Here is a 17924-nt window from a genome sequence, read left to right as displayed (position 1 = left end):
TGAAGGTGGCGGATTTACGGAAGTGCTTTGCAGGGAAACCGGTGCATTGAAAATATTTGCTCAATATTGAATAGATGAACCCCGATTTCATCCGTATTAGATGATGCGCGGCCCCGTCCACTTATCTTGAAGCAGGAAATTTTTCTGAAATCGATGTTGGCATTTCCAAACACCCTTTGCGATTGCTTTGATGCAAGGCGAACTCGATAAGTATTTTTGCCAATAGTCAGGTTGCTGCTGTGCTGGAAAAGCACTAATTTCCCTGAAAATTTCGAGGCATCGTTGCTTTTGGCGTCCGCTCCTGTTGCGATCAGCGCCGCTACGGCGGCCAAGTATCTGTAGGAAATGCGCTTTCTCGCAGTCATCGTAACCCTTCATAAAACCGCTCACCGTGGCGGTAAGTAAGCGCATTTCTTCGGTCGAGCTACATCTTGCTGCAGATCGCGCAGACCGTCGGGTATCCACCCAATCAGACCAAACCCGCTCAGCCTGAGCTTGTCGAAGGCCCCGAAGCGGGGCGCTGAGCCCCCATGCTTCGACAAGCCCAGCATGAGCGGGGTGGTTGGCGCAGCGTCCGCCAGCCACCCAACTCGGTCGCTCCGCTCCCCGCTGAATGTGTCCGCGCCGCCCAGGCCGTAAACTCATAAACGGCGCCAGCAGGCCAAAACCGGTGAGCCCGGCTTCGCTCAGGCCGGGGCGCGCATGGCCGCGACGAAGTCGCTCAGAAGCAGACGGACATCGAGTTCCTCGATGACCCGAATGGTGCGTCCGGGAATCTCGTCGCCGTAGCGGGCATCGTCGAGGATCCGGCGCGCCGTCTGGGTCCGGGTCCGGCTGGTCGCGGCCGAAATCGCGGTGAGCAGCACCAGCGCGCTGTCGCCGCAGCCGATGGTGCCGCCCAGTTTGACGAAGGGCGGCAACTTGGCATAGCGCTCGTAGAGCCACTGCGTCGTCGCCGAAATGTCGCGCACGTTGCGTTCGAAGTCGGCGATCGAGATCTGGCACTGCGCGTAAGTGGGCATCGGGATCTGCCACAGGGCAATGCCCGAGCGTTCGATGACGTCGCGCGCGGCGGCCAGATCGGCGGACAGGTTGTATTCCTCGCCGCCGCCCGGATAGCCATCGCCGCCCAGCCATACGAGGGTCATGCGCGCGGCGATCCGCGGTTCGAGCCGCAGCGCCTGCGCAAGATTGGTCAGCGGACCGCCGCAGGCAAAGAACAGCGGCAGCGGGTCATCCCGCATGGCTTCGGCGACGATCGCCCGCGCGGCCTGCAGGGCGCCCCTGGGCTCCGGGCCGAGGCTTTCGCTGCCGGCGAGCACCGGGCACATCCGCGCAAGGCCCATCCTGGCCAGCAGGTCGCGGGCCAGGCTCGCGCCCTGTTCGGCGGTGCTGTCGGGGTCAAGCCCTCCCATCCCCGCGAAGCGGCGATCCAGCGTCGAACTGGTGACGAGCACGCAGCGGCTGGAGCGCGAGGCAGCCTGGTGAGCGAGGGCAATCAGCCCATCGGGATCACCGGCAAAATCATTATCGACGATCACCCGCGCCGCAGGCTCGCGGCGCAAGTCGCCCAGCGCCGCACCGGGGATAGCGGCAAGCGCCGCACCTGCAGCGCCGACGATGAATGCGCGGCGATCCACTCTGTCCAACAAGGCCCTTCTCCCGATCCTTGCAGAGACCTTGCAGGGCGCAACGATACCGTCAAATCGGGATTTTTAGGAATTCCATAGCAAGGCGCTATGGATCAACGGCAGGGCCATCCACGCCATAGGCCCGCAGGAAGGCCTCCACCGCCAGCGCCACGGCGGCTTCGATCTCGTAATCGGGGGCAGCGCCGAACAGCTGCGGCTCGTAGATACCAGCCTCGAGCAAACCGCGCAGGTGCGCGCCGACGATCATAGGATCTCCGGCCCTGAGCTTGCCCTGCTCCTGCATGCGCAAGACAAAGCCCGCCATTTCGCGGGCGCCGCGCTTAGGCCCGAGTTCGTAGAGCTGTGCGCCAAGCCTTGCATTCGCCCCTTCCGAGACCACCGTGCGGACGATCGACAAGTGCTCAGGCGCGGAGAGGAAGCGCAGATAGGCCGCTCCGAACCGGCACAGCACGATCCTGACGTCATCGGAAGCGGAATCGAGCAGGTTCAGCATCGCCATGCCCTGCTCCTCCATCGCCCCGACCATGGCGGCAGCGAAGAGTTCGTCCTTGTTCTTGAAGTAGTTGTAGAGCGTGCCCTTGGAACCACCGACGCGCGCGGCGATGGCGGCCATGCTGGCACGCTCATACCCCACCTCCCGAAACAGCGCGATCGCCGTGTCGAGGATCGCCTGTCGGCGGCTGTCTGTCTTCACACGCATGGGTCGTCTTTCATTCCTGTACCGGACTGTACGCTTTTCGTTTGACGGAGCAAGCGCGAATCCATAAATGACCGAACTGTACGGTTATAAACCGATCCTCCGAATCGAGATGGAGTCGTTCGTGAACCCAGAGATTTCACGGCACTTGCGCAGTCCGCGAAGCGTCGCGGCGACAGGAGTCTGCTTGTTGCTTGGCGCCAATCTGCTGCTGGCAGGCTGCGCCGCCCTGCCGCCCAAAGCCGACCTCAAGCCGATTGCCGCCCCGCAGACTTTCGCCGCTGACACAAGCCTCGCCGCTCCATCCGGCGACTGGCCGTCCGACAACTGGTGGAAGGGTTTCGGCGACCCCCAACTCGATACGCTGATCGCCGAGGGCCTTGCCGGGGCGACCGACCTCAGGGTCGCCGAGGCACGCTTTGCCAAGGCGCGGGCGATGGTCAGCACCAGCCGCGCTGCCACCCTGCCCTCGCTCGATGCCAGCGCACAGGGCGGGCTTGCCCAGCAGAGCGATAACTACCTGTTCCCCTCCGGCTTCGCCCCGCGCGGCTGGCCGGATTACGGCCAGGGCAGCCTGAACCTCAACTGGGATCTCGATTTCTTCGGCCGCAACCGCGCCGCGCTTGCCGCCGCGCGCGGTGATGCGGCGGCCGCAGGGGCCGAAGCGGCCTCGGCCCGTCTGGCCGTTTCTGCGGGCATCGCCGCCGCCTATGCCGATCTGGCCGACCATTACGCCCAGCGCGATGCGGCAGATGGTGCCCTGAAAGTCCGCCGGCAGACACTCGAACTGATCGAAGGCCGCCGCGCCGCCCAGCTTGAGAACGACGGCGCCGTCGCCCGCGCCCGCTCGGCCATGGCCAGCGCCGAGGGCGACCTTGCCGCGCTCGACGAGACCATCGCGCTCGATCGCAACCGCATCGCCGCCCTGCTCGGGCAAGGACCGGATCGCGGCCTTGCCATCGCCCGCCCGGCGGACATGGCCCACGCCGCCTTCGGCCTGCCCGCCAATCTCCCCGCCAACCTGATCGGCCGCCGCCCCGACGTGATCGCCGCAAGGCTGCGCACCGAAGCCGCCGCCGCGCGCATCAAGCAGGCCCGCGCCGCGTTCTATCCCGACGTCAATCTCTCCGCAGCCATCGGCCTCCAGGCCATGGGCATCGGCAGCCTGGTCAAGACCGGTTCGGACTACGGCAGCGTCGGCCCCGCGCTCACCTTGCCGATCTTCGAAGGCGGCAAGCTGCGCGGCCAGTTGCACGGCGCCGAGGCCGACTACGAGGAAGCCGTCGCCCAGTACGACGGCACGCTGACCCAGGCGCTGCGCGATGTCGCCGATGCCGCCGCCAGCCAGCGCGCGCTCGATACCCGCCTTGCCGCTGCGCAAAAGGCCGAACAGGCCGCCGAAACCGCCTGGCTCGTTGCCGGGAACCGCTATCGCGGCGGCCTTGCCACCTATCTCGACGTGCTGACCGCCGAAGACTCGCTGATCTCCGCGCGCCGCACCGTCGCCTCGCTGCAAACCCGTGCCTTTGCCCTCGACGTCGCTCTCGTCCGCGCGCTCGGCGGCGGTTTCCGTTCCGAAGGATAAGACCGCAATGAACACTCACGCTCACCCCGAAACCGCCGAAACCGCCCCCGCCGATGTCGAAAGCCCCGCCGATGAGGCCGCCCGCAAGGCCAAGCGCAAGCGCGCCTTCGCGGCGATGGCCGCCGTCGTCGCCGTGCTCGGCGGCGGCGTCTGGGCCTATGAGACTTTCGTCGCCTCGCGCCATGTCGAGACCGACAATGCCTATGTCGGCGCCAATGTCGCGCAAGTGACGCCGCTGGTCGGCGGCCCGGTCGCGGAAGTGCTGGTGGACGATACCGTAGCCGTGAAAAAGGGCGACGTGCTGGTCCGGCTCGACGATACCGACGCCCGCATCGCGCTGGCCAAGGCCGAGGCCGACCTTGCCCGCACCGAGCGCAAGGTGCGCGGCACGATGGCCACCGTCACCGGCCTCGGCGCGCAGATCGCCTCGCGCGAGGCGGCGCAGCTTCAGGCCGAGGCGAACTATGCCTCTGCGAAAAGTTCGCTGGAAAAGGCAAGGATCGACCTTCAGCGCCGTCAGGGCCTTGTCGCTTCGGGCTCGGTTTCCGGCGATGAAGTGACGAGCGCGCGCAATGCCTTCGAAACCGCGCAGGCCAACCTGCGCGCCAGCGAGGCGGCCCGCGCCGCCGCCCGGGCCGACCGTGCCGCCATGGTCGGCGACCGCGACGCCACCGGCGCACTGGTCGAGAACGCAACCGTGGAAACCAATCCCGAAGTGCTCGCCGCCCGCGCGGTGCGCGATCAGGCCCGCGTCGACCTGGCCCGCACGGTGATCCGCGCACCGGTGGACGGCATCGTCTCCCGGCGGCAGGTCCAGCCCGGCCAGCGCGTGCAGGCGGGGCAGGCGCTGATGTCGGTGGTGCCGATCAAGGCCGCCTACGTCGATGCCAATTTCAAGGAAATCCAGCTCGCCAAGGTCCGCCCCGGCCAGAACGTGACGCTGGTGAGCGATCTCTACGGCGACGACGTGGAGTTCCACGGCAAGGTCGTGGGCTTCTCCGGCGGCACCGGCGCGGCATTCGCGGTGGTGCCTGCGCAGAACGCCACCGGCAACTGGATCAAGGTGGTGCAGCGCCTGCCGGTGCGCATCGCGCTCGACCCCAAGGAACTGGAACAGCACCCCTTGCGCGTCGGCCTTTCAATGGACGCGGACATCGACGTCTCCAACTGACCTGAGCCTTTCGGGAGGCCACGCATCATGAGCCAATCCGCAGCCGCCCCAAGAGGGACCGGCGCCTTCTCGGCGTTCACCGCGCGCGAACCGGCAGGCCCGCTGACCGGCGGCAAGCTGTTCCTTGCCGCGCTCGCCATCGGGCTCGGCAATTTCCTCGTCGTGCTCGATACCAGCATCGCCAACGTCTCCGTCTCGACGATTTCCGGCGCGCTCGGCGTCTCCTCGACGCAGGGCACCTGGGTCATCACCTCCTATGCGGTGGCCGAGGCGATCACCGTGCCGCTGACCGGCTGGCTGGCGATGCGGTTCGGCGCGCAGCGGGTGTTCATCGCCTGCTACCTCGCTTTCGCAGTGCTTTCGGTGTTCTGCGGCCTCTCGACCTCGCTGGGCATGCTGGTAGGCGGGCGCGTGATGCTGGGCCTTGTCGGCGGGCCGATCATGCCGCTCTCCCAGTTGCTGCTGCTGCGCGTGTTCCCACCGGAGAAGGCCACGCAGGGCACCGTCTTATGGGCGATGACCACGCTGGTCGGCCCGGTCGCCGGGCCGATTCTGGGCGGCGTCATCTGCGACAGCATGCGCTGGAACGACATCTTCCTGCTGCCCGCCGTGGTCGCGGCCGCCGGGGGCCTGCTGACGATCTTCCTGCTCAAGGGACAGCCCGATCCGCGCCAGAAAGCCTCGATCGACAAAGTGGGCTTCGCGCTGCTGGTGGTCTGGGTCGGCGCCTTCCAGATCATGCTGGACGAGGGCCGCAATCACGACTGGTTCGCCTCGCCCGAGATCTGCGCGCTGGCGGTGATCGCCGCGCTGGGCCTGGTCGCCTTCCTGATCTGGGAGATCACCGAGAAGAACCCGGTGGTGGACCTCAAGATCTTCCGCCACCGCGGTTTCACGGCTTCCGCGATCACCTTTGCGGCCGGGTTCGGGGCGTTCTTCGCCAATATCGTGATCCTGCCGCTCTGGCTCCAGCAGAACATGGGCTATACCTCGACCTGGGCCGGTTATGCGACCGGGATCATGGGCGTGCTCGCCATCGCCTCGGCCCCTGCAGTGGGCGCGGCGGTCAACCGCTTCGACCCGCGCCTGATCGTCTCGATCGGCCTTGTCGGCCTCGGCGGGATGACCGCCTGGCGCATGGGCTTCAACCAGGACGTGACGTTCCTGCAGATGGCGATCCCGACGCTCTTGACGGGCCCGTTCATGGTCATGCTGTTCGTGCCGGTCACCGGCATCGCCATGGCCAGCGTCAAGCCGGAGGAACAGGCCAGCGCAGCGGGGCTCTCCAACTTCATGCGCACGATGGGCGGCGCCATCGCCACTTCGCTGGTGCAGACCGGCTGGTCCGACGCCGCGCGCGAGAACCAGACCGAACTGGCCGGCGCGATGACCTCTGCGAGCCAGACGGTCGACAGCTTCGTGGCGGGCGGCATGAGCCAGGACGGCGCGACCGCCACGCTGACGAGCATCGTCGAGAGCCAGAGCGTGATGCTGGCGACGCTCGACATGTTCGCGGTCATCACCGTCTGCTTCGCTTTCGCGGCGACGCTGATCTGGCTGGCGCCCAAGCCCAAGGGGCCTATCGACACCTCGGGCGGGCATTGAACCAAGGGGAAACTCGCGTCATGCCTCCCCTTCGTCTGGAACATTGCAATCAGCCGCCGGCGGCAATGACCTCGATCGCCAGCGGGGCGCCGCCTGCCGCGACGGTGAGCAGGCGGTCGATATTGGGGTGGGCACCGGGACGGCTGCGCGCATCCGCCGTGTGCTCGCCGAACACCGCCAGCCCCAGTTCGGCAGCCTGCGCGTCGAGGCTGCCGAAACGCTGCTTCAGGTATTGGTAGACGGCCAGCGAGCCCTGCTTGCCGGGACGGTTCTCGATGCTGTCGACCACGGTGCCGGCTGCATCGACAAGGTCGATCCGCTCGATGCCGTCGATGGCGGGCAAGTGCTGGAGGTTGTCCTTGAACGAGGCGCCTGGTGCAAACATGCTTGGTATTTCCCCAATTCCTGAAGTGAACTGGCGGGCGCTCTTGCAGCTTCCACGCCCCTTCGCAATCGCCAAAGCAGCGGGCCGACAGGGCCCGACGAATTGACGGCCACCGGCAGGCTACCTAAGCGCAGCGGGTTCGTTCCGATCCCTCCCGCCGCCAAAGGACAATGCCTCATGAGCTTCTGCGACACGATCTGGGAGGACGTGGCCCCGCTGCGCCGGGCCATTCTCGATCATCCGTTCCTGAACGCACTCGCGGACGGCACGCTGGAGGCGGAAAGCTTCCGCCACTACATCGTGCAGGACAGCCTCTATCTGGCCGAATATGCCCGTGTCCTCGCGCTCGCCGCCGCGCGTGCGCCAAGCGCGGCCGGGCGGCTCGAATTCTCGGACGGGGCCAAAGTCGCCGTGCAGGTCGAGGAAGCGCTGCATCAGGCGTTCTTCGCGCAGTTCGGCGTCACCGCCGAGATGGCCCACGGCAGCGAGCCGACCCCGGCATGCCTGGGCTATACCAGCTACCTCTCCGCGCTGGCCGCCACGCGCAGCTACGAGGAACTGATCGCGGGCATCCTGCCGTGCTTCTGGGTCTACTGGGAAGTCGGCTGCAACGTGAAGCCGCGCGCGGTCTCGCCCAATCCCTATGCCGCCTGGATCGACACCTACGCCGCCCCCTCGTTCGGCGAAGCGACCCGGCGGGTGTGCGCGCTGGTGGACGAAGCCGCCGCCGCCGCCTCCCCGGCTACCCGCGCGGGCATGGCCACGGCGTTCCGCAATGCCACCCGCTTCGAATGGATGTTCTGGGATTCCGCCTGGCACCGCGCCGGCTGGCCGATCTGACCGCGTTCTAAGCGCAGGGCGGCGCGGGGCGGCGCGAGCCATCGCCGGAGAAATGCCCTTTCGGGCATTTCCCAGGCAGACCGTCAGCCGCGCCGGAACACCGGTGCGCGCTTCTGGAAAAAGGCGTCGAACGCCTCGCGGGCCTCGGCCGACTGCATCGCCTCGCGGAAAATCCGGGCTTCCTCGTCGATCCGCGCGAGCACCGGCGCCGTGTCGCCCTTCATCAGTCGGCGCGTCGCCAGCAAGGCCTGCGGCGGCTTGGCCAGCAGGGTCGCGGCAGCGCCGCGCGCATGGGCGAGCAGGCCCTCGCCCGGCACCACCGCCGTCACCAGCCCGGCCTGATCCGCCGCCCGCGCATCCATCGGCTCGCCCAGCAGCAGCATCGCCGCCGCCTTGGCATAGCCCAGGGTCGCGGGTGCCAGCAGGCTGGAGCCGGCCTCGGGAACGATGCCGAGGTTGACGAACGGCATGATGAAGCGCGCATCCGGCGCGGCATAGACGAGGTCGCAGTGGAACAGCATCGTGGTGCCGACCCCCACGGCCAGCCCCTGCACCGCGGCGACTACCGGCTTGTCGAAGGCCGCGATCGCGCGGATGAAGGCAAAGGCCGCACCAGCGCCTTCCGGCCCCGCCATGAAGTCGGCAAGGTCGTTGCCCGCGCTGAAGGCATCGCCCCTTCCGGCGATCAGGACGGCGCCGATGTCCGCACGCGCCGAAGCCTCTTCCAGCGCCGCCGTCATGGCCCCGTACATCGAGGCGGTCAGCGCGTTCTTCTTTTCCGGGCGATCCATATGGATTTCCACAAGCCCCGCCTGCCCGGTTACCTCGACACCTTGAACCACTGCATGTTCTCCCTGCCGCCGCCGACCCTTGCGCGGTGCGGCCATTCTTCGCCAGACCATCCGAAAATGCCCGCGACGGGCATTCGGGGACGGCACCGGCCTGTACCCTTCGCTAGGCGGCCTGGACAAATTCCGCAACGCTGCTGGCGCCGCAGGCGCAACCCCTCCGGGGCGGAGGCGCGGCCAATCGGTCCTGAGCCCGAGAATAGATCACCGCCGGAGGTCGGCAAGGGATGTTTGCGCGCTCCCCCTTCAGTTGACCGCGTCGGCGGGGACAGTGCGGTTGCCGGTCGACACCACCACCGCGCGGGCCTGGCGCACGACACTGTAGGCCGGCACTCCATGGGTCAGCCAGACGTTGCCGCCGATCTCCGCGCCCTTGCCGATGGTCACCCGGCCCAGGATCGTGGCGCCCGCATAGATCACCACGTCATCCTCGACCACGGGATGGCGCGCGCTGGCCTTGGCGGCGGCCACCGATCCATCCAGCGGATAGGCCTTGGCGCCCAGCGTAACGCCCTGATAGATCCGCACGTTGTTGCCGACGATGGCCGTTTCCCCGATCACCACCCCGGTGCCGTGATCGATGAAGAAGCCATGGCCGATACGCGCCGCGGGGTGGATGTCGATGCCGGTGGTGCCATGGGCGATCTCGCTCAGGATCCGGGCGACCAGCGGCGCGCCGAGCCCGTGCAGGACGTGGGCGAGGCGGTAGTGGATGATCGCCAGCAGCCCCGGATAGCAGATCAGCACTTCGTCGATGCTGCGTGCGGAAGGATCGCCCGCATAGGCCGCCTCGAGATCGCGATCGAGCTGGCGGCGGATCGCCGGCAACTGGCGCGAGAAGGCGAGGACGATCTCGTCCGCGCGCCGCTCGCTGGGGCGGGGCCCCGACTCCGGTCCCGACTCTGGCCCACCATCCTCGCCGCCGATCTCGCCGGAATAGGCAAATTCCAGCCGAACCTGTGCCTGCAACCGGCTGAGGGCGATCTGCAGCGACTGGGTGACGAACGTCTCCTCGTTGTGCGGCCGCACGAAGTCCGGGCCGAGCCGCAGCGGGAACAGCGCCCCGCACAGCTCGTCCGCCACCTTGGCCAGCCGCACCCGGGAGGGAAAGCCGCCCACACCGTGCTCGGCATGCGGACTGTTGGTGGCACGCCAGTGCTGGCGGATCTGCGCCAGTTCCCCCACGATCTCGCCGACATGCCAGAAATCGGCATTGTCCTCACCCGCGTTCTGCGCCGCGCCCGGCGCTGCGCTCTGCGCCTCGGGGGCGCTGTTTTCCGTCGTCATCGTCCTACCCCGCGTGATCCTCGAGGGCGACGCCTTCGATGGTGATCCGGTGCATCTCGCGCCGATGGCCGTGATAGTCGTTGTAGGCATAGTGCCAGGTCGCGCGGTTGTCCCAGAACGCGATCGAGCCATCGCGCCAGTGGAAGTCTTCCTGGAACTCCGGCTTCTGGCAATGGGCGTAGAGTTCGGCGAGGAGATCGGCCGATTCTGCGGCGTCCAGCCCCTGGATGTGCAGGGTGAAGCCGGGATTGACGTAGATCGCGCGCTTGCCGCTAAGCGGATGGACGATCACCACCGGGTGGACCGGATCGTCGAGCACGTCGGCGGCCGCGGCATTGCCGATGCGCCCGGCGCGGCTGCCGTCGCCGCGCGTGTCCTGCGCCGCTTCGTAAAGCGCGGCCTTGCTGCCGAAGACATGCCGGGCGGAGTGGACGGCACGGCGCCCCTCGATCCGCGCCTTCAGCCTTTCCGGCAGGCCGTCGTAGGCGGCATACATCGAGGCAAAGGCCGTTGCCCCGCCTTCGGGCGGCAATTCGCGGGCGGCAAGGATCGACCCCAGCGCCGGCTCGAAGTCGTAGGAATGGTCGGTATGCCAGCCGCCGCCGATGTTGTGCTGCTGGTCCGGCTCCTTCACCACCAGCGCGATCTCGGGATAGGCGGGATGCGCGGCAAAGAAGCGGTTGATGTTGATCGCCCCCCAGCGCCGCGCAAAGGCGATGTGCTGGGCTTCATCGATCGACTGGTCGCGGAAAAAGATCACGCCATGTTCGGCAAAGGCACGCCGGACTGCCGCAAATTCCTCGCCGGACAAGGAGCGCGCAAGATCGATGCCGAGGACTTCGGCGCCGACGCGGCCGTGCGGACGGATTTCCAGGGTCATGCGGCAAACTCCGAGGAAACGCGGGTGGTCGCCGTGAAGCGTAAGGTCATCGTATCACCTGATCGTTGGAGAACACGATGCCTGACGTTGTCGTCCGGGCGCCGCGCGCTTTAGCCGTTGGTAACGCGGAGCAAGCTGCTTCTCGGTCAAATGCCGCGGACTGGAACGAACGGACGCCGGCAGGCCAGGTCCCCCCGTCGACATTCTCAAGTTATTTGATTGAGAATTTACCGTCAAGCACGGTCGCCGCGCGCCGGAGGCGGATCGGCGCAACCAATTCTACACCCCCTTGAAGGCGTCCTTGGGGCGTCCCTGGGCCGTCCCTGGCCCGGCATCGACGAATCAGTCGCTCGCCCGGCGTTGCACGATTGCTGCATGCGCACACCGGCAGCTGGCCCGCCAGCGCGCATCCGGTGTTACCGGGCCGGCATGAAAATGACGGTTTTGCGTCATTTCAATAGTCCCGACCGACCATGCCGCAAGTGCAGCATTAATACGCTTGACGCGAAACGTAATATCCATACCGTGTACCCATGTCGCCGGTTCAGAGCGATGAAAGCGGGAAGGAGCATTCTGTAACAACAGGCCGGTCAACCGGTCTGGATGGGGGTTTTTCGATGGAACGACTGCCGGCCAGCAATGCAGTTCTCTCAGGCTACGCGCCATCGGGCGGGGCGTCTTCGGACCGCTGGCTGAAGCAGACGCTTCTCAATCTCGTCCCCCCCGCTTTTGTCGCTCTCGTCGTGCTGCTGTGGGCCTATGCCCCGAAAGCCTGGACCGACAATCCCAACGCGATCATCGTCGCCACCTCGCTGACGACGGCAGCGGTTCTCGCCCTCGAATGGGTCGCCGAGCGCCATGCCGGCTGGCGCATGACCTGGCGCGAGTTCGCGACCGACCTGTTCTACGTGGTGCTCAGCGCCACCGTGATCGCCTGGACCACCGCGACGCTGGCCGACGATCCGTTGGCAAGCCTCAAGGCCTCGCTCGGCATCACCACCCAGTGGGCGATGCACCTGCCCTTTGTCGTGCAAGTCGCGCTGGTGGTGTTCCTCATCGAATTCGGCCAGTACTGGATGCACCGGCTGATGCACAACTGGACGCCGTTCTGGCTGACCCACGCGCCGCATCACCACCTGACCCAGCTCAACGCGATGAAGGGCGCGGTGGGCAACCCGATCGAGCTGTTCCTCATCAGCCTGAGCATCGTCGCCCTGTTCGACCTGCCGACCGCGGCGGTATTCTGCGGGTTCAACGTGCTGGCCGTGATCTCGACCTTCGCCCACGCCAATGTCCGGGCGGACCCGCCGCCGTTCTATGCCTTCTTCTTCACCACGATCCGCCACCACAGCCTGCACCACTCGACGGATTACGAAGCCACCCGGTGCAACTACGCCAACTCGCTCATCCTGCTCGACCGTGTCTTCGGCACCTTCCGCGACGGCGAATCCGCCGTGGTCGGCCAGGACGAACGCAAGCGGCTCTCGATCGCGGAACAGTTCCTGTTCCCGTTCCAGCCCCTGATCGCCCGCGCCCGGCAACCGGCGAGGGACACCACCCCGGCCGCCAACGGATGATCTGCGGCGCAGAGCCGACTTCGGAGGAACGCCCCGGCGGAACTTGACCACGCCGGGAGCAGCAAGCGCGTCGACAGAACCATCCGTCAAGCGATGGCGGACGCGCGACAAGTGTCATCGCAAGCAGCACCCGAGAGGTTCTGGCGCACCCGCGCCGGGGCGCGGGCGAGGTCGTACTCAAGTACTGGCATAATAGATAGGGAAGCACATGACATATCGCGCGAAACTGAAAGTCGGGCTGCTGTCCGCAACCATCTTCACCAACGTCGCCCTTGCCATGCCCGCGATGGCCGAGGATGCCGCGCCTGCCGCCGAGGGCAGCGGCGGCGGCGGTGACGTCATCATCGTCTCGGCCACCCGCCGCGACACCACGATCATGGAAACGCCGATCAACATCAGCGCGCTGGGCGGCAAGGACCTGCAGGACCTCCACGTCGACGACATGCGCAACCTCGGCGCCTTCACCCCCGGCGTGACCATCCTCGACACCGGCCCGCGCGGCGCCGGCACCATCGTCATGCGCGGTCTTTCGGCCGACGACACTTCGGCGACCGGCGGCGACAACAGCAACTCGGCGGTCGGCATGTATCTCGGCGAAGTGCCGATGTATTACGACTTCAAGCTGATCGACATCAACCGCGTCGAGACGCTGCTCGGCCCGCAAGGCACGCTCTACGGCCTCGGCACCCTGGCCGGCGCCATGCGCAACATGCCCAACCGCCCCGACGCGACGCAGTTCTCGGGCGAGGTCCACGGCCAGGTCTTCGACATGGCCCACTCCAAGGACACCGGCTACAACGGCTACGGCGTCGTCAACATCCCGCTGATGAAGGACCACATCGCCTTCCGCTCGGCCACCGGCTACTACTTCACGCCGGGCTATATCGACTACAACTACCTGCTGCAGGATCCCGGCGTCTCGCTGCCGCAGCCGGGCGACGCCAGCAACCCGCTCGGCACCGCCGAGCAGCAGGCCGCCAACTTCAAGTCACGCAGCGACGCGAACTTCGAGCGCACGTTCACCACCCGCAACCAGCTCGCGTTCTATACCGACGACCTCAAGGCCTATGTCACTTACGCGCACCAGCGCACCCACACCGACGGCCAGTCGTCCACCGGCGGCGGCTATTCGGGCGAGGGCAAGTACGAGGCACCCTGGCGCTACCTCGAACCGGCCACCCGCACCGGGGACATGCTGAGCCTGGAGATCGAGGGCAACGTGCACGATGCGGTCAACGTCGTGTTCGTCTCGGCCTATACGCAGCGCAAGACCAAGTACCAGGCAGACAACACCGACCTGCTGCTCGACCTCGACTACGGCTACGAGGCCTTCCCGGCGTTCTCCAGCTACAACAAGTCGGCACAGAAGGAATACGAGTTCACCAACGAGCTGCGCCTCGTCTCGACCTTCGAGGGGCCGCTGAGCTTTGTCGCCGGTGCCTTCTGGAACCGCCAGCACTACAAGTCGAACTACGACGAATACGTGCCCGGCTTCCCCGAATGGGCCAACGACCCCGACAACTGGGATACCGCGTTCGTCACCGATCACAGCAATCCCGAATATGCCCACGAGTATTCCTCGTTCGTGCGCAGCACCAATGACGAGAAGGGGCTCTACGGCGAAGCCACCGTGCACTTCACCGACGACCTGCAGCTCACCGGCGGCCTGCGCTACTACAAGTACAATGCCTGGGTGAACGGCGGTTCCTACCTCCCGCTCTGGGACGACACGTACGCCACGCGTTCGGGCTCCACCGGCAAGGACGGTCTTGTCTACAAGATCAACGCCTCGTGGAACATCTCGCCCGAGTTCATGGTCTACGGCACCTGGTCGACCGGCTACCGCATCGGCGGCGTGAACCGCACCGCGCCCTGCAGCCAAGACGTGATCGACAAGTACAACGCTGGCCTGCCGCAGGACGGCCAGACGCTCTGCGCGCTGCCCAACGAACTCTCCTACGGCCCCGACAAGACCAAGAACGCCGAAATCGGCATGCGCGGCCAGTTCCTCGACAACAAGCTGAACTTCAGCATTTCGGCCTTCCACATCGACTGGGACGGCATCCAGCTTGCCGGCCAGACCTATTACGGCGCCATCGGCATCACCGTGAACGGCGGCAAGGCGGTGTCGAAGGGCATCGACGCCTCGTTCGAGGCCCGGCCGATCCCCGGCCTGTCGATCCGCGGCAACTACTCCTACCTCGACGCGCACCTGACCGAGGGCGTCGCCAACCTGCTTTCGACGCATGACGGGCTGGTCGACGCCGAGGTCGGCGACCGGCTGCCCGGATCGGCCAAGAACAAGGGGGCGATCGGCGTGAGCTACGACCTGCCGGTGGGCGACAACAGCCTCGCCTTCGGCTGGACGGCGACCTATACCGGCAACATCCTGACCCGCGTGGGCGCCCGTGCCGGCGGGGAAAAGCTGCCCGATTACTGGATGCACCAGGCCAACATCACCTACAAGACGGCGATGTACGACATCGGTCTCTACGCCACCAACATCTTCGACAAGTATGCCGTGACCGGCGTCAGCAACGACCTGACCCGCGCCGGCATCGTCAACGACGGGGTGGTTTCGCGCTACTATGGCCGCTCGGTCGCCCAGCCGCGCACGATCGGCCTGCAGGGCACCATGCGCTTCTGATCGAAGCCCAGGACAGGCAACCGGAAGGCGGCGCGGGAAACTCCGGTTTTTCCGCGCCGTTTTCCGTCCACTCAGTCGATCGCGATGCCCTCTGCCCGGAAAAAGGCCGCGACTTCGGCCATGCCCTCGCCCTGGCTCTTCCAGCGGCCCACCGCGTCGCTGTTGAGCTTGCGCCGCACTTGCGCGGCGCTCGGCGTGGCGACGGCGGCGCGGTTCTCGTGGAAGGCCAGGCAGGCCGCGTCCCAGCCCAGCCCGCAGTGGCCGAGCAGGCGGCGGGTCTGGCCTTCCTGGTCGGCGACCAGCCCTTCATAGCTCAATTGCAGCACCCGGCCCGGATAGAGCCGCTCCCACAATGCCATCAGCCGGTCGAAGCGCAGGTAATAGCGCGCCGTGTCCATGAGATCGTAGGAGTAGCCGTAATAGGCCGAGAGGCTGGCAAACAGGTTCTTGTAGTTGCTCCACACCGTGTCCATCGGATGGCGGCGCAGGCAGACCACCGAGGCCTTCGGGAAGGCCCGCAGGATATGGCCGATATAGAGGAAATTGGCCGGCAGCTTGTCGACGAACCGCGCCGTGCCTTGCGGGCGCTGGTGCGCGGCGCGGGCCATGTAGGCCTCGCCGACAAGGCGGGGGTCGATCGCCGCGCTCGCCGCCACCGTCGCCGGATCGATCACCAGCCGCGAAGGCGTGCCCGCCAGGTGCCTGCCCGCCAGTTGCTTGACCGCCAGCGGCATCGCCTGAAGCTCTCCGGCCGAGCCGACATCGGCGTGCGAGGACAGGATGCGGTCGACCAGCGTGGTGCCCGTGCGCGGCATGCCGACCACAAAGATCGGCGCATCGTCAGCGCCTTGGTAGCCCGGCCCCGGATCCGCCAGCCCCGCGCCGCCGAACGTCGCCTCGATGGCATCGAAGATCGCCGCGTCCTGCGCGAAATCGTAGCGGATCGCCCGCTTGTGCGCGGCATTGGCGAGGGACAGGTGGCCGAATGCCGCCGCCGCCTGGCCGAGGTCCTCGAGTTCCTTGGCCAGCGCATACCGGATGCGCAAGGCATCGTCCGGCCGCGCCGCGGCGGCCAGCGCCGCTTCCAGCCGGGGCACGTGATGGGCCTCGTGCGTCTGGCGCGAGAGGATCGCCAGCGCATAATGCGCGCGCGCATTGCCGGGATCGGCAGCAAGGATCCGCTCGTAGTGCCCGCGCGCCTCCTCGACCCGCCCGGTAAACCCGCTCGCCGCCGCCAGGTTGTAGCGATAGTCGAGATTGTCCGGCTCGGCCGCGACCGCGCCGGCAAACGGCACCATCGACGCCTCGTGATCGCCCAGCCGCGCCAGCACGCAGCCGATGGTGTCGCAGGTCAGCGCATCGCCGGGCGGCAGTGCCATGGCCTGCCGCGCGGCCTCCGCCGCCTCGCCGTCGCGCCGCAGCAGGATCAGCAGCCGGGCCAGATGCGCAAGATATTCGGCGCGGGGCCCGCGTTCCACCGCGGCCTCGATCAGCGGCACCGCCTTGGCGATCTGCCCGGCTTCCGCCGCCGCGATACCAAGCAGAAAATAGCCCGCCGGGTCCTGCGGGTCGCTGTCGGCCAGCGCGCGGGCAGCGGCGGCCGCACCGTGAAGGTCGCCGCGCTGCAATGCCGCTCTCGCCCCGGCTTCCGGCGTCATGCGCGGCCTCCGAAAGGGGGGATCCGGCACGGCAGGGATGGGATGCGGGAAGCGAGGCGCAAGGTCATGGCCGAAGTTGTAACGACTTTGCCAGCGAGGTCCAACGCGCAAAAAGTCAGTGAAATCCGCACTTGGAGACGTGTTCGCAGCGGGCTGGGCGGCGCCGCTTGCAAGCCAAGCGCGGCGTTGCGAAATGCGTCCGCGCCGCCTAGGACACCCCATGGCTCAGGCGACCCGCGCGACGAAGATGCTCGAACAGGCTGGCATTGCCTTCAGCCTGCACAGCTACGACTACGATCCCTCGGCAGACAGCATCGGCCGCGCCGCGGCAGAGGCGATCGGCGCCGATCCGGGGCAGGTGTTCAAGACGCTGATGGTGCTGGCCGACGGCAAGCCCGCCTGCGTGATCGCCCCGAGCAGCGGCGAAGTCTCGATGAAGCGCGCCGCCGCCGCGCTCGGCGTCAAGAGCGCGGCGATGATGAAACCCGCCGAGGCCGAACGCCTGACCGGCTACAAGGTTGGCGGCATCAGCCCGTTCGGGCAGATGAAGCGCGTTCCCGTCGTGATCGACGAGACCGCGATCCTGTGGGACGCGATCTTCATCAACGGCGGCCAGCGCGGCCTTCAGGTGCGCCTCGCCGCACAGGACGCCGCACAGGCGCTCGGCGCGACGCTGGCCGATATCTCCGCCTGACCGCTTGCCCTCCTACCGGTCGCCAGCTAGGAGCAGATCCGTCCGGAACGCCAGATGGCAGCCCGGACATGATCGCGCCGGTGCCCCGCAAGGGGCTTAATACGGGAACACGGCAAGGATGGTTCGCCATCCGCAACCGAGGCTGTCCCTGCAACTGTAAGCGGCGAGCGCGATGCACATCGCGGCGGGACAAGGATCTTCGCCGCAGCCACTGGGCCGGACGCTAAATCCTGCGAGGCCTGGGAAGGCCGTGCATCGCGCCGTGACCCGCGAGCCAGGAAACCTGCCGGCGTCGATGTCGCTCTTGCCCGGGTCCAGGGGATGGCCAAGGCACGGTAACTCTTCCGTCTGAGCGACGTGATGGATGCGGCCGGGGCCGCAGCGGCATGCCATGTCGG

The 17924-nt window shown here is 67.0% G+C and carries 15 protein-coding genes and 1 riboswitch; of the genes, 7 read left to right on the top strand and 8 right to left on the bottom strand.

Annotated features, from left to right (window positions below):
• Nucleotides 1-14 precede the first annotated feature (14 nt).
• From OKA11_RS19970 to OKA11_RS19960, 3 genes are all read right to left on the bottom strand, one after another.
• The gene (locus OKA11_RS19970; RefSeq protein WP_267223600.1) at nt 15-365 is read right to left on the bottom strand and encodes a hypothetical protein; all 351 of its coding nucleotides are present in this window, start codon (nt 363-365) and stop codon (nt 15-17) included.
• A 321-nt stretch (nt 366-686) separates the two neighbouring features.
• Nucleotides 687-1652 (bottom strand): nucleoside hydrolase, encoded by a 966-nt coding sequence (locus OKA11_RS19965; RefSeq protein WP_267223598.1) that lies wholly within the window; start codon nt 1650-1652, stop codon nt 687-689.
• Between the two features lie 85 nt (nt 1653-1737).
• Nucleotides 1738-2352 (bottom strand): TetR/AcrR family transcriptional regulator, encoded by a 615-nt coding sequence (locus tag OKA11_RS19960; RefSeq protein WP_267223596.1) that lies wholly within the window; start codon nt 2350-2352, stop codon nt 1738-1740.
• Nucleotides 2353-2539: 187 nt separating this feature from the next.
• Here OKA11_RS19960 and OKA11_RS19955 point away from each other — a divergent pair, with 187 nt between their 5' ends.
• The 3 genes from OKA11_RS19955 to OKA11_RS19945 are packed head-to-tail and all read left to right on the top strand — an operon-like array spanning nt 2540 to nt 6710.
• Nucleotides 2540-3934, top strand: coding sequence for an efflux transporter outer membrane subunit (locus tag OKA11_RS19955; RefSeq protein WP_267223594.1), 1395 nt, complete (start codon nt 2540-2542; stop codon nt 3932-3934).
• A gap of 7 nt (nt 3935-3941) precedes the next feature.
• Nucleotides 3942-5105, top strand: coding sequence for an HlyD family secretion protein (locus tag OKA11_RS19950; protein ID WP_267223593.1), 1164 nt, complete (start codon nt 3942-3944; stop codon nt 5103-5105).
• 27 nt (nt 5106-5132) lie between these two features.
• Nucleotides 5133-6710 carry a DHA2 family efflux MFS transporter permease subunit gene (locus tag OKA11_RS19945; RefSeq protein WP_267223592.1) on the top strand — a complete coding sequence of 526 codons (1578 nt, stop codon included), beginning with the start codon at nt 5133-5135 and terminating at the stop codon, nt 6708-6710.
• A 49-nt stretch (nt 6711-6759) separates the two neighbouring features.
• On the opposite strand, the gene OKA11_RS19940 is transcribed toward OKA11_RS19945, so the two are convergent.
• Complete coding sequence (locus OKA11_RS19940) at nt 6760-7095, bottom strand: DUF2322 family protein (protein WP_267223591.1); 336 nt, start codon at nt 7093-7095, stop codon at nt 6760-6762.
• Nucleotides 7096-7272: 177 nt separating this feature from the next.
• Here OKA11_RS19940 and tenA point away from each other — a divergent pair, with 177 nt between their 5' ends.
• The gene (gene tenA, locus OKA11_RS19935; protein WP_267223590.1) at nt 7273-7935 is read left to right on the top strand and encodes a thiaminase II; all 663 of its coding nucleotides are present in this window, start codon (nt 7273-7275) and stop codon (nt 7933-7935) included.
• 83 nt (nt 7936-8018) lie between these two features.
• Here tenA and OKA11_RS19930 read toward each other — a convergent pair whose 3' ends face one another.
• The 3 genes from OKA11_RS19930 to OKA11_RS19920 form a co-directional block, all read right to left on the bottom strand.
• Complete coding sequence (locus tag OKA11_RS19930; RefSeq protein ID WP_267223589.1) at nt 8019-8777, bottom strand: enoyl-CoA hydratase-related protein; 759 nt, start codon at nt 8775-8777, stop codon at nt 8019-8021.
• A gap of 252 nt (nt 8778-9029) precedes the next feature.
• Nucleotides 9030-10070 carry a serine O-acetyltransferase EpsC gene (gene epsC / locus OKA11_RS19925; RefSeq protein WP_267223588.1) on the bottom strand — a complete coding sequence of 347 codons (1041 nt, stop codon included), beginning with the start codon at nt 10068-10070 and terminating at the stop codon, nt 9030-9032.
• A gap of 4 nt (nt 10071-10074) precedes the next feature.
• Entirely contained in the window at nt 10075-10950 is an 876-nt protein-coding gene (locus OKA11_RS19920) for a TauD/TfdA dioxygenase family protein (RefSeq protein ID WP_267223587.1), read from the bottom strand.
• A 617-nt stretch (nt 10951-11567) separates the two neighbouring features.
• Between OKA11_RS19920 and OKA11_RS19915 the strand changes: the two genes are divergently transcribed.
• Together OKA11_RS19915 and OKA11_RS19910 are read left to right on the top strand one after the other, a co-directional pair.
• The gene (locus tag OKA11_RS19915) at nt 11568-12527 is read left to right on the top strand and encodes a sterol desaturase family protein (protein WP_267223585.1); all 960 of its coding nucleotides are present in this window, start codon (nt 11568-11570) and stop codon (nt 12525-12527) included.
• 208 nt (nt 12528-12735) lie between these two features.
• Entirely contained in the window at nt 12736-15174 is a 2439-nt protein-coding gene (locus tag OKA11_RS19910) for a TonB-dependent receptor (protein WP_267223583.1), read from the top strand.
• Between the two features lie 71 nt (nt 15175-15245).
• Here the strand turns inward: OKA11_RS19910 and OKA11_RS19905 are convergent, their stop codons facing one another.
• The gene (locus tag OKA11_RS19905; protein WP_267223581.1) at nt 15246-16832 is read right to left on the bottom strand and encodes a tetratricopeptide repeat-containing sulfotransferase family protein; all 1587 of its coding nucleotides are present in this window, start codon (nt 16830-16832) and stop codon (nt 15246-15248) included.
• A gap of 220 nt (nt 16833-17052) precedes the next feature.
• Here OKA11_RS19905 and ybaK point away from each other — a divergent pair, with 220 nt between their 5' ends.
• Nucleotides 17053-17526, top strand: a complete 474-nt coding sequence (ybaK, locus tag OKA11_RS19900; protein ID WP_267223579.1) for a Cys-tRNA(Pro) deacylase — start codon at nt 17053-17055, stop codon at nt 17524-17526.
• Between the two features lie 61 nt (nt 17527-17587).
• Nucleotides 17588-17831, top strand: a riboswitch (cobalamin riboswitch).
• Nucleotides 17832-17924: the final 93 nt, after the last annotated feature.

The organism is Novosphingobium clariflavum, from assembly GCF_026420865.1.
GTDB classification, from domain to species: Bacteria; Pseudomonadota; Alphaproteobacteria; order Sphingomonadales; family Sphingomonadaceae; genus Novosphingobium; species Novosphingobium clariflavum.
The sequence above is the reverse complement of the archived record's forward strand: the minus strand, read 5'-3'. Positions and strand labels throughout refer to the sequence as shown.

Bases quoted from the DNA above. Each gene is read 5' to 3' on its own strand.
- OKA11_RS19945 (WP_267223592.1), top strand. From the start codon at position 5,133: ATGAGCCAATCCGCAGCCGCCCCAAGAGGGACCGGCGCCTTCTCGGCG.
- OKA11_RS19950 (WP_267223593.1), top strand. From the start codon at position 3,942: ATGAACACTCACGCTCACCCCGAAACCGCCGAAACCGCCCCCGCCGAT.
- OKA11_RS19905 (WP_267223581.1), bottom strand. From the start codon at position 16,832: ATGACGCCGGAAGCCGGGGCGAGAGCGGCATTGCAGCGCGGCGACCTT.
- OKA11_RS19940 (WP_267223591.1), bottom strand. From the start codon at position 7,095: ATGTTTGCACCAGGCGCCTCGTTCAAGGACAACCTCCAGCACTTGCCC.
- OKA11_RS19960 (WP_267223596.1), bottom strand. From the start codon at position 2,352: ATGCGTGTGAAGACAGACAGCCGCCGACAGGCGATCCTCGACACGGCG.
- OKA11_RS19920 (WP_267223587.1), bottom strand. From the start codon at position 10,950: ATGACCCTGGAAATCCGTCCGCACGGCCGCGTCGGCGCCGAAGTCCTC.
- OKA11_RS19915 (WP_267223585.1), top strand. From the start codon at position 11,568: ATGGAACGACTGCCGGCCAGCAATGCAGTTCTCTCAGGCTACGCGCCA.
- tenA (WP_267223590.1), top strand. From the start codon at position 7,273: ATGAGCTTCTGCGACACGATCTGGGAGGACGTGGCCCCGCTGCGCCGG.
- ybaK (WP_267223579.1), top strand. From the start codon at position 17,053: ATGGCTCAGGCGACCCGCGCGACGAAGATGCTCGAACAGGCTGGCATT.
- epsC (WP_267223588.1), bottom strand. From the start codon at position 10,070: ATGACGACGGAAAACAGCGCCCCCGAGGCGCAGAGCGCAGCGCCGGGC.
- OKA11_RS19970 (WP_267223600.1), bottom strand. From the start codon at position 365: ATGACTGCGAGAAAGCGCATTTCCTACAGATACTTGGCCGCCGTAGCG.
- OKA11_RS19910 (WP_267223583.1), top strand. From the start codon at position 12,736: ATGACATATCGCGCGAAACTGAAAGTCGGGCTGCTGTCCGCAACCATC.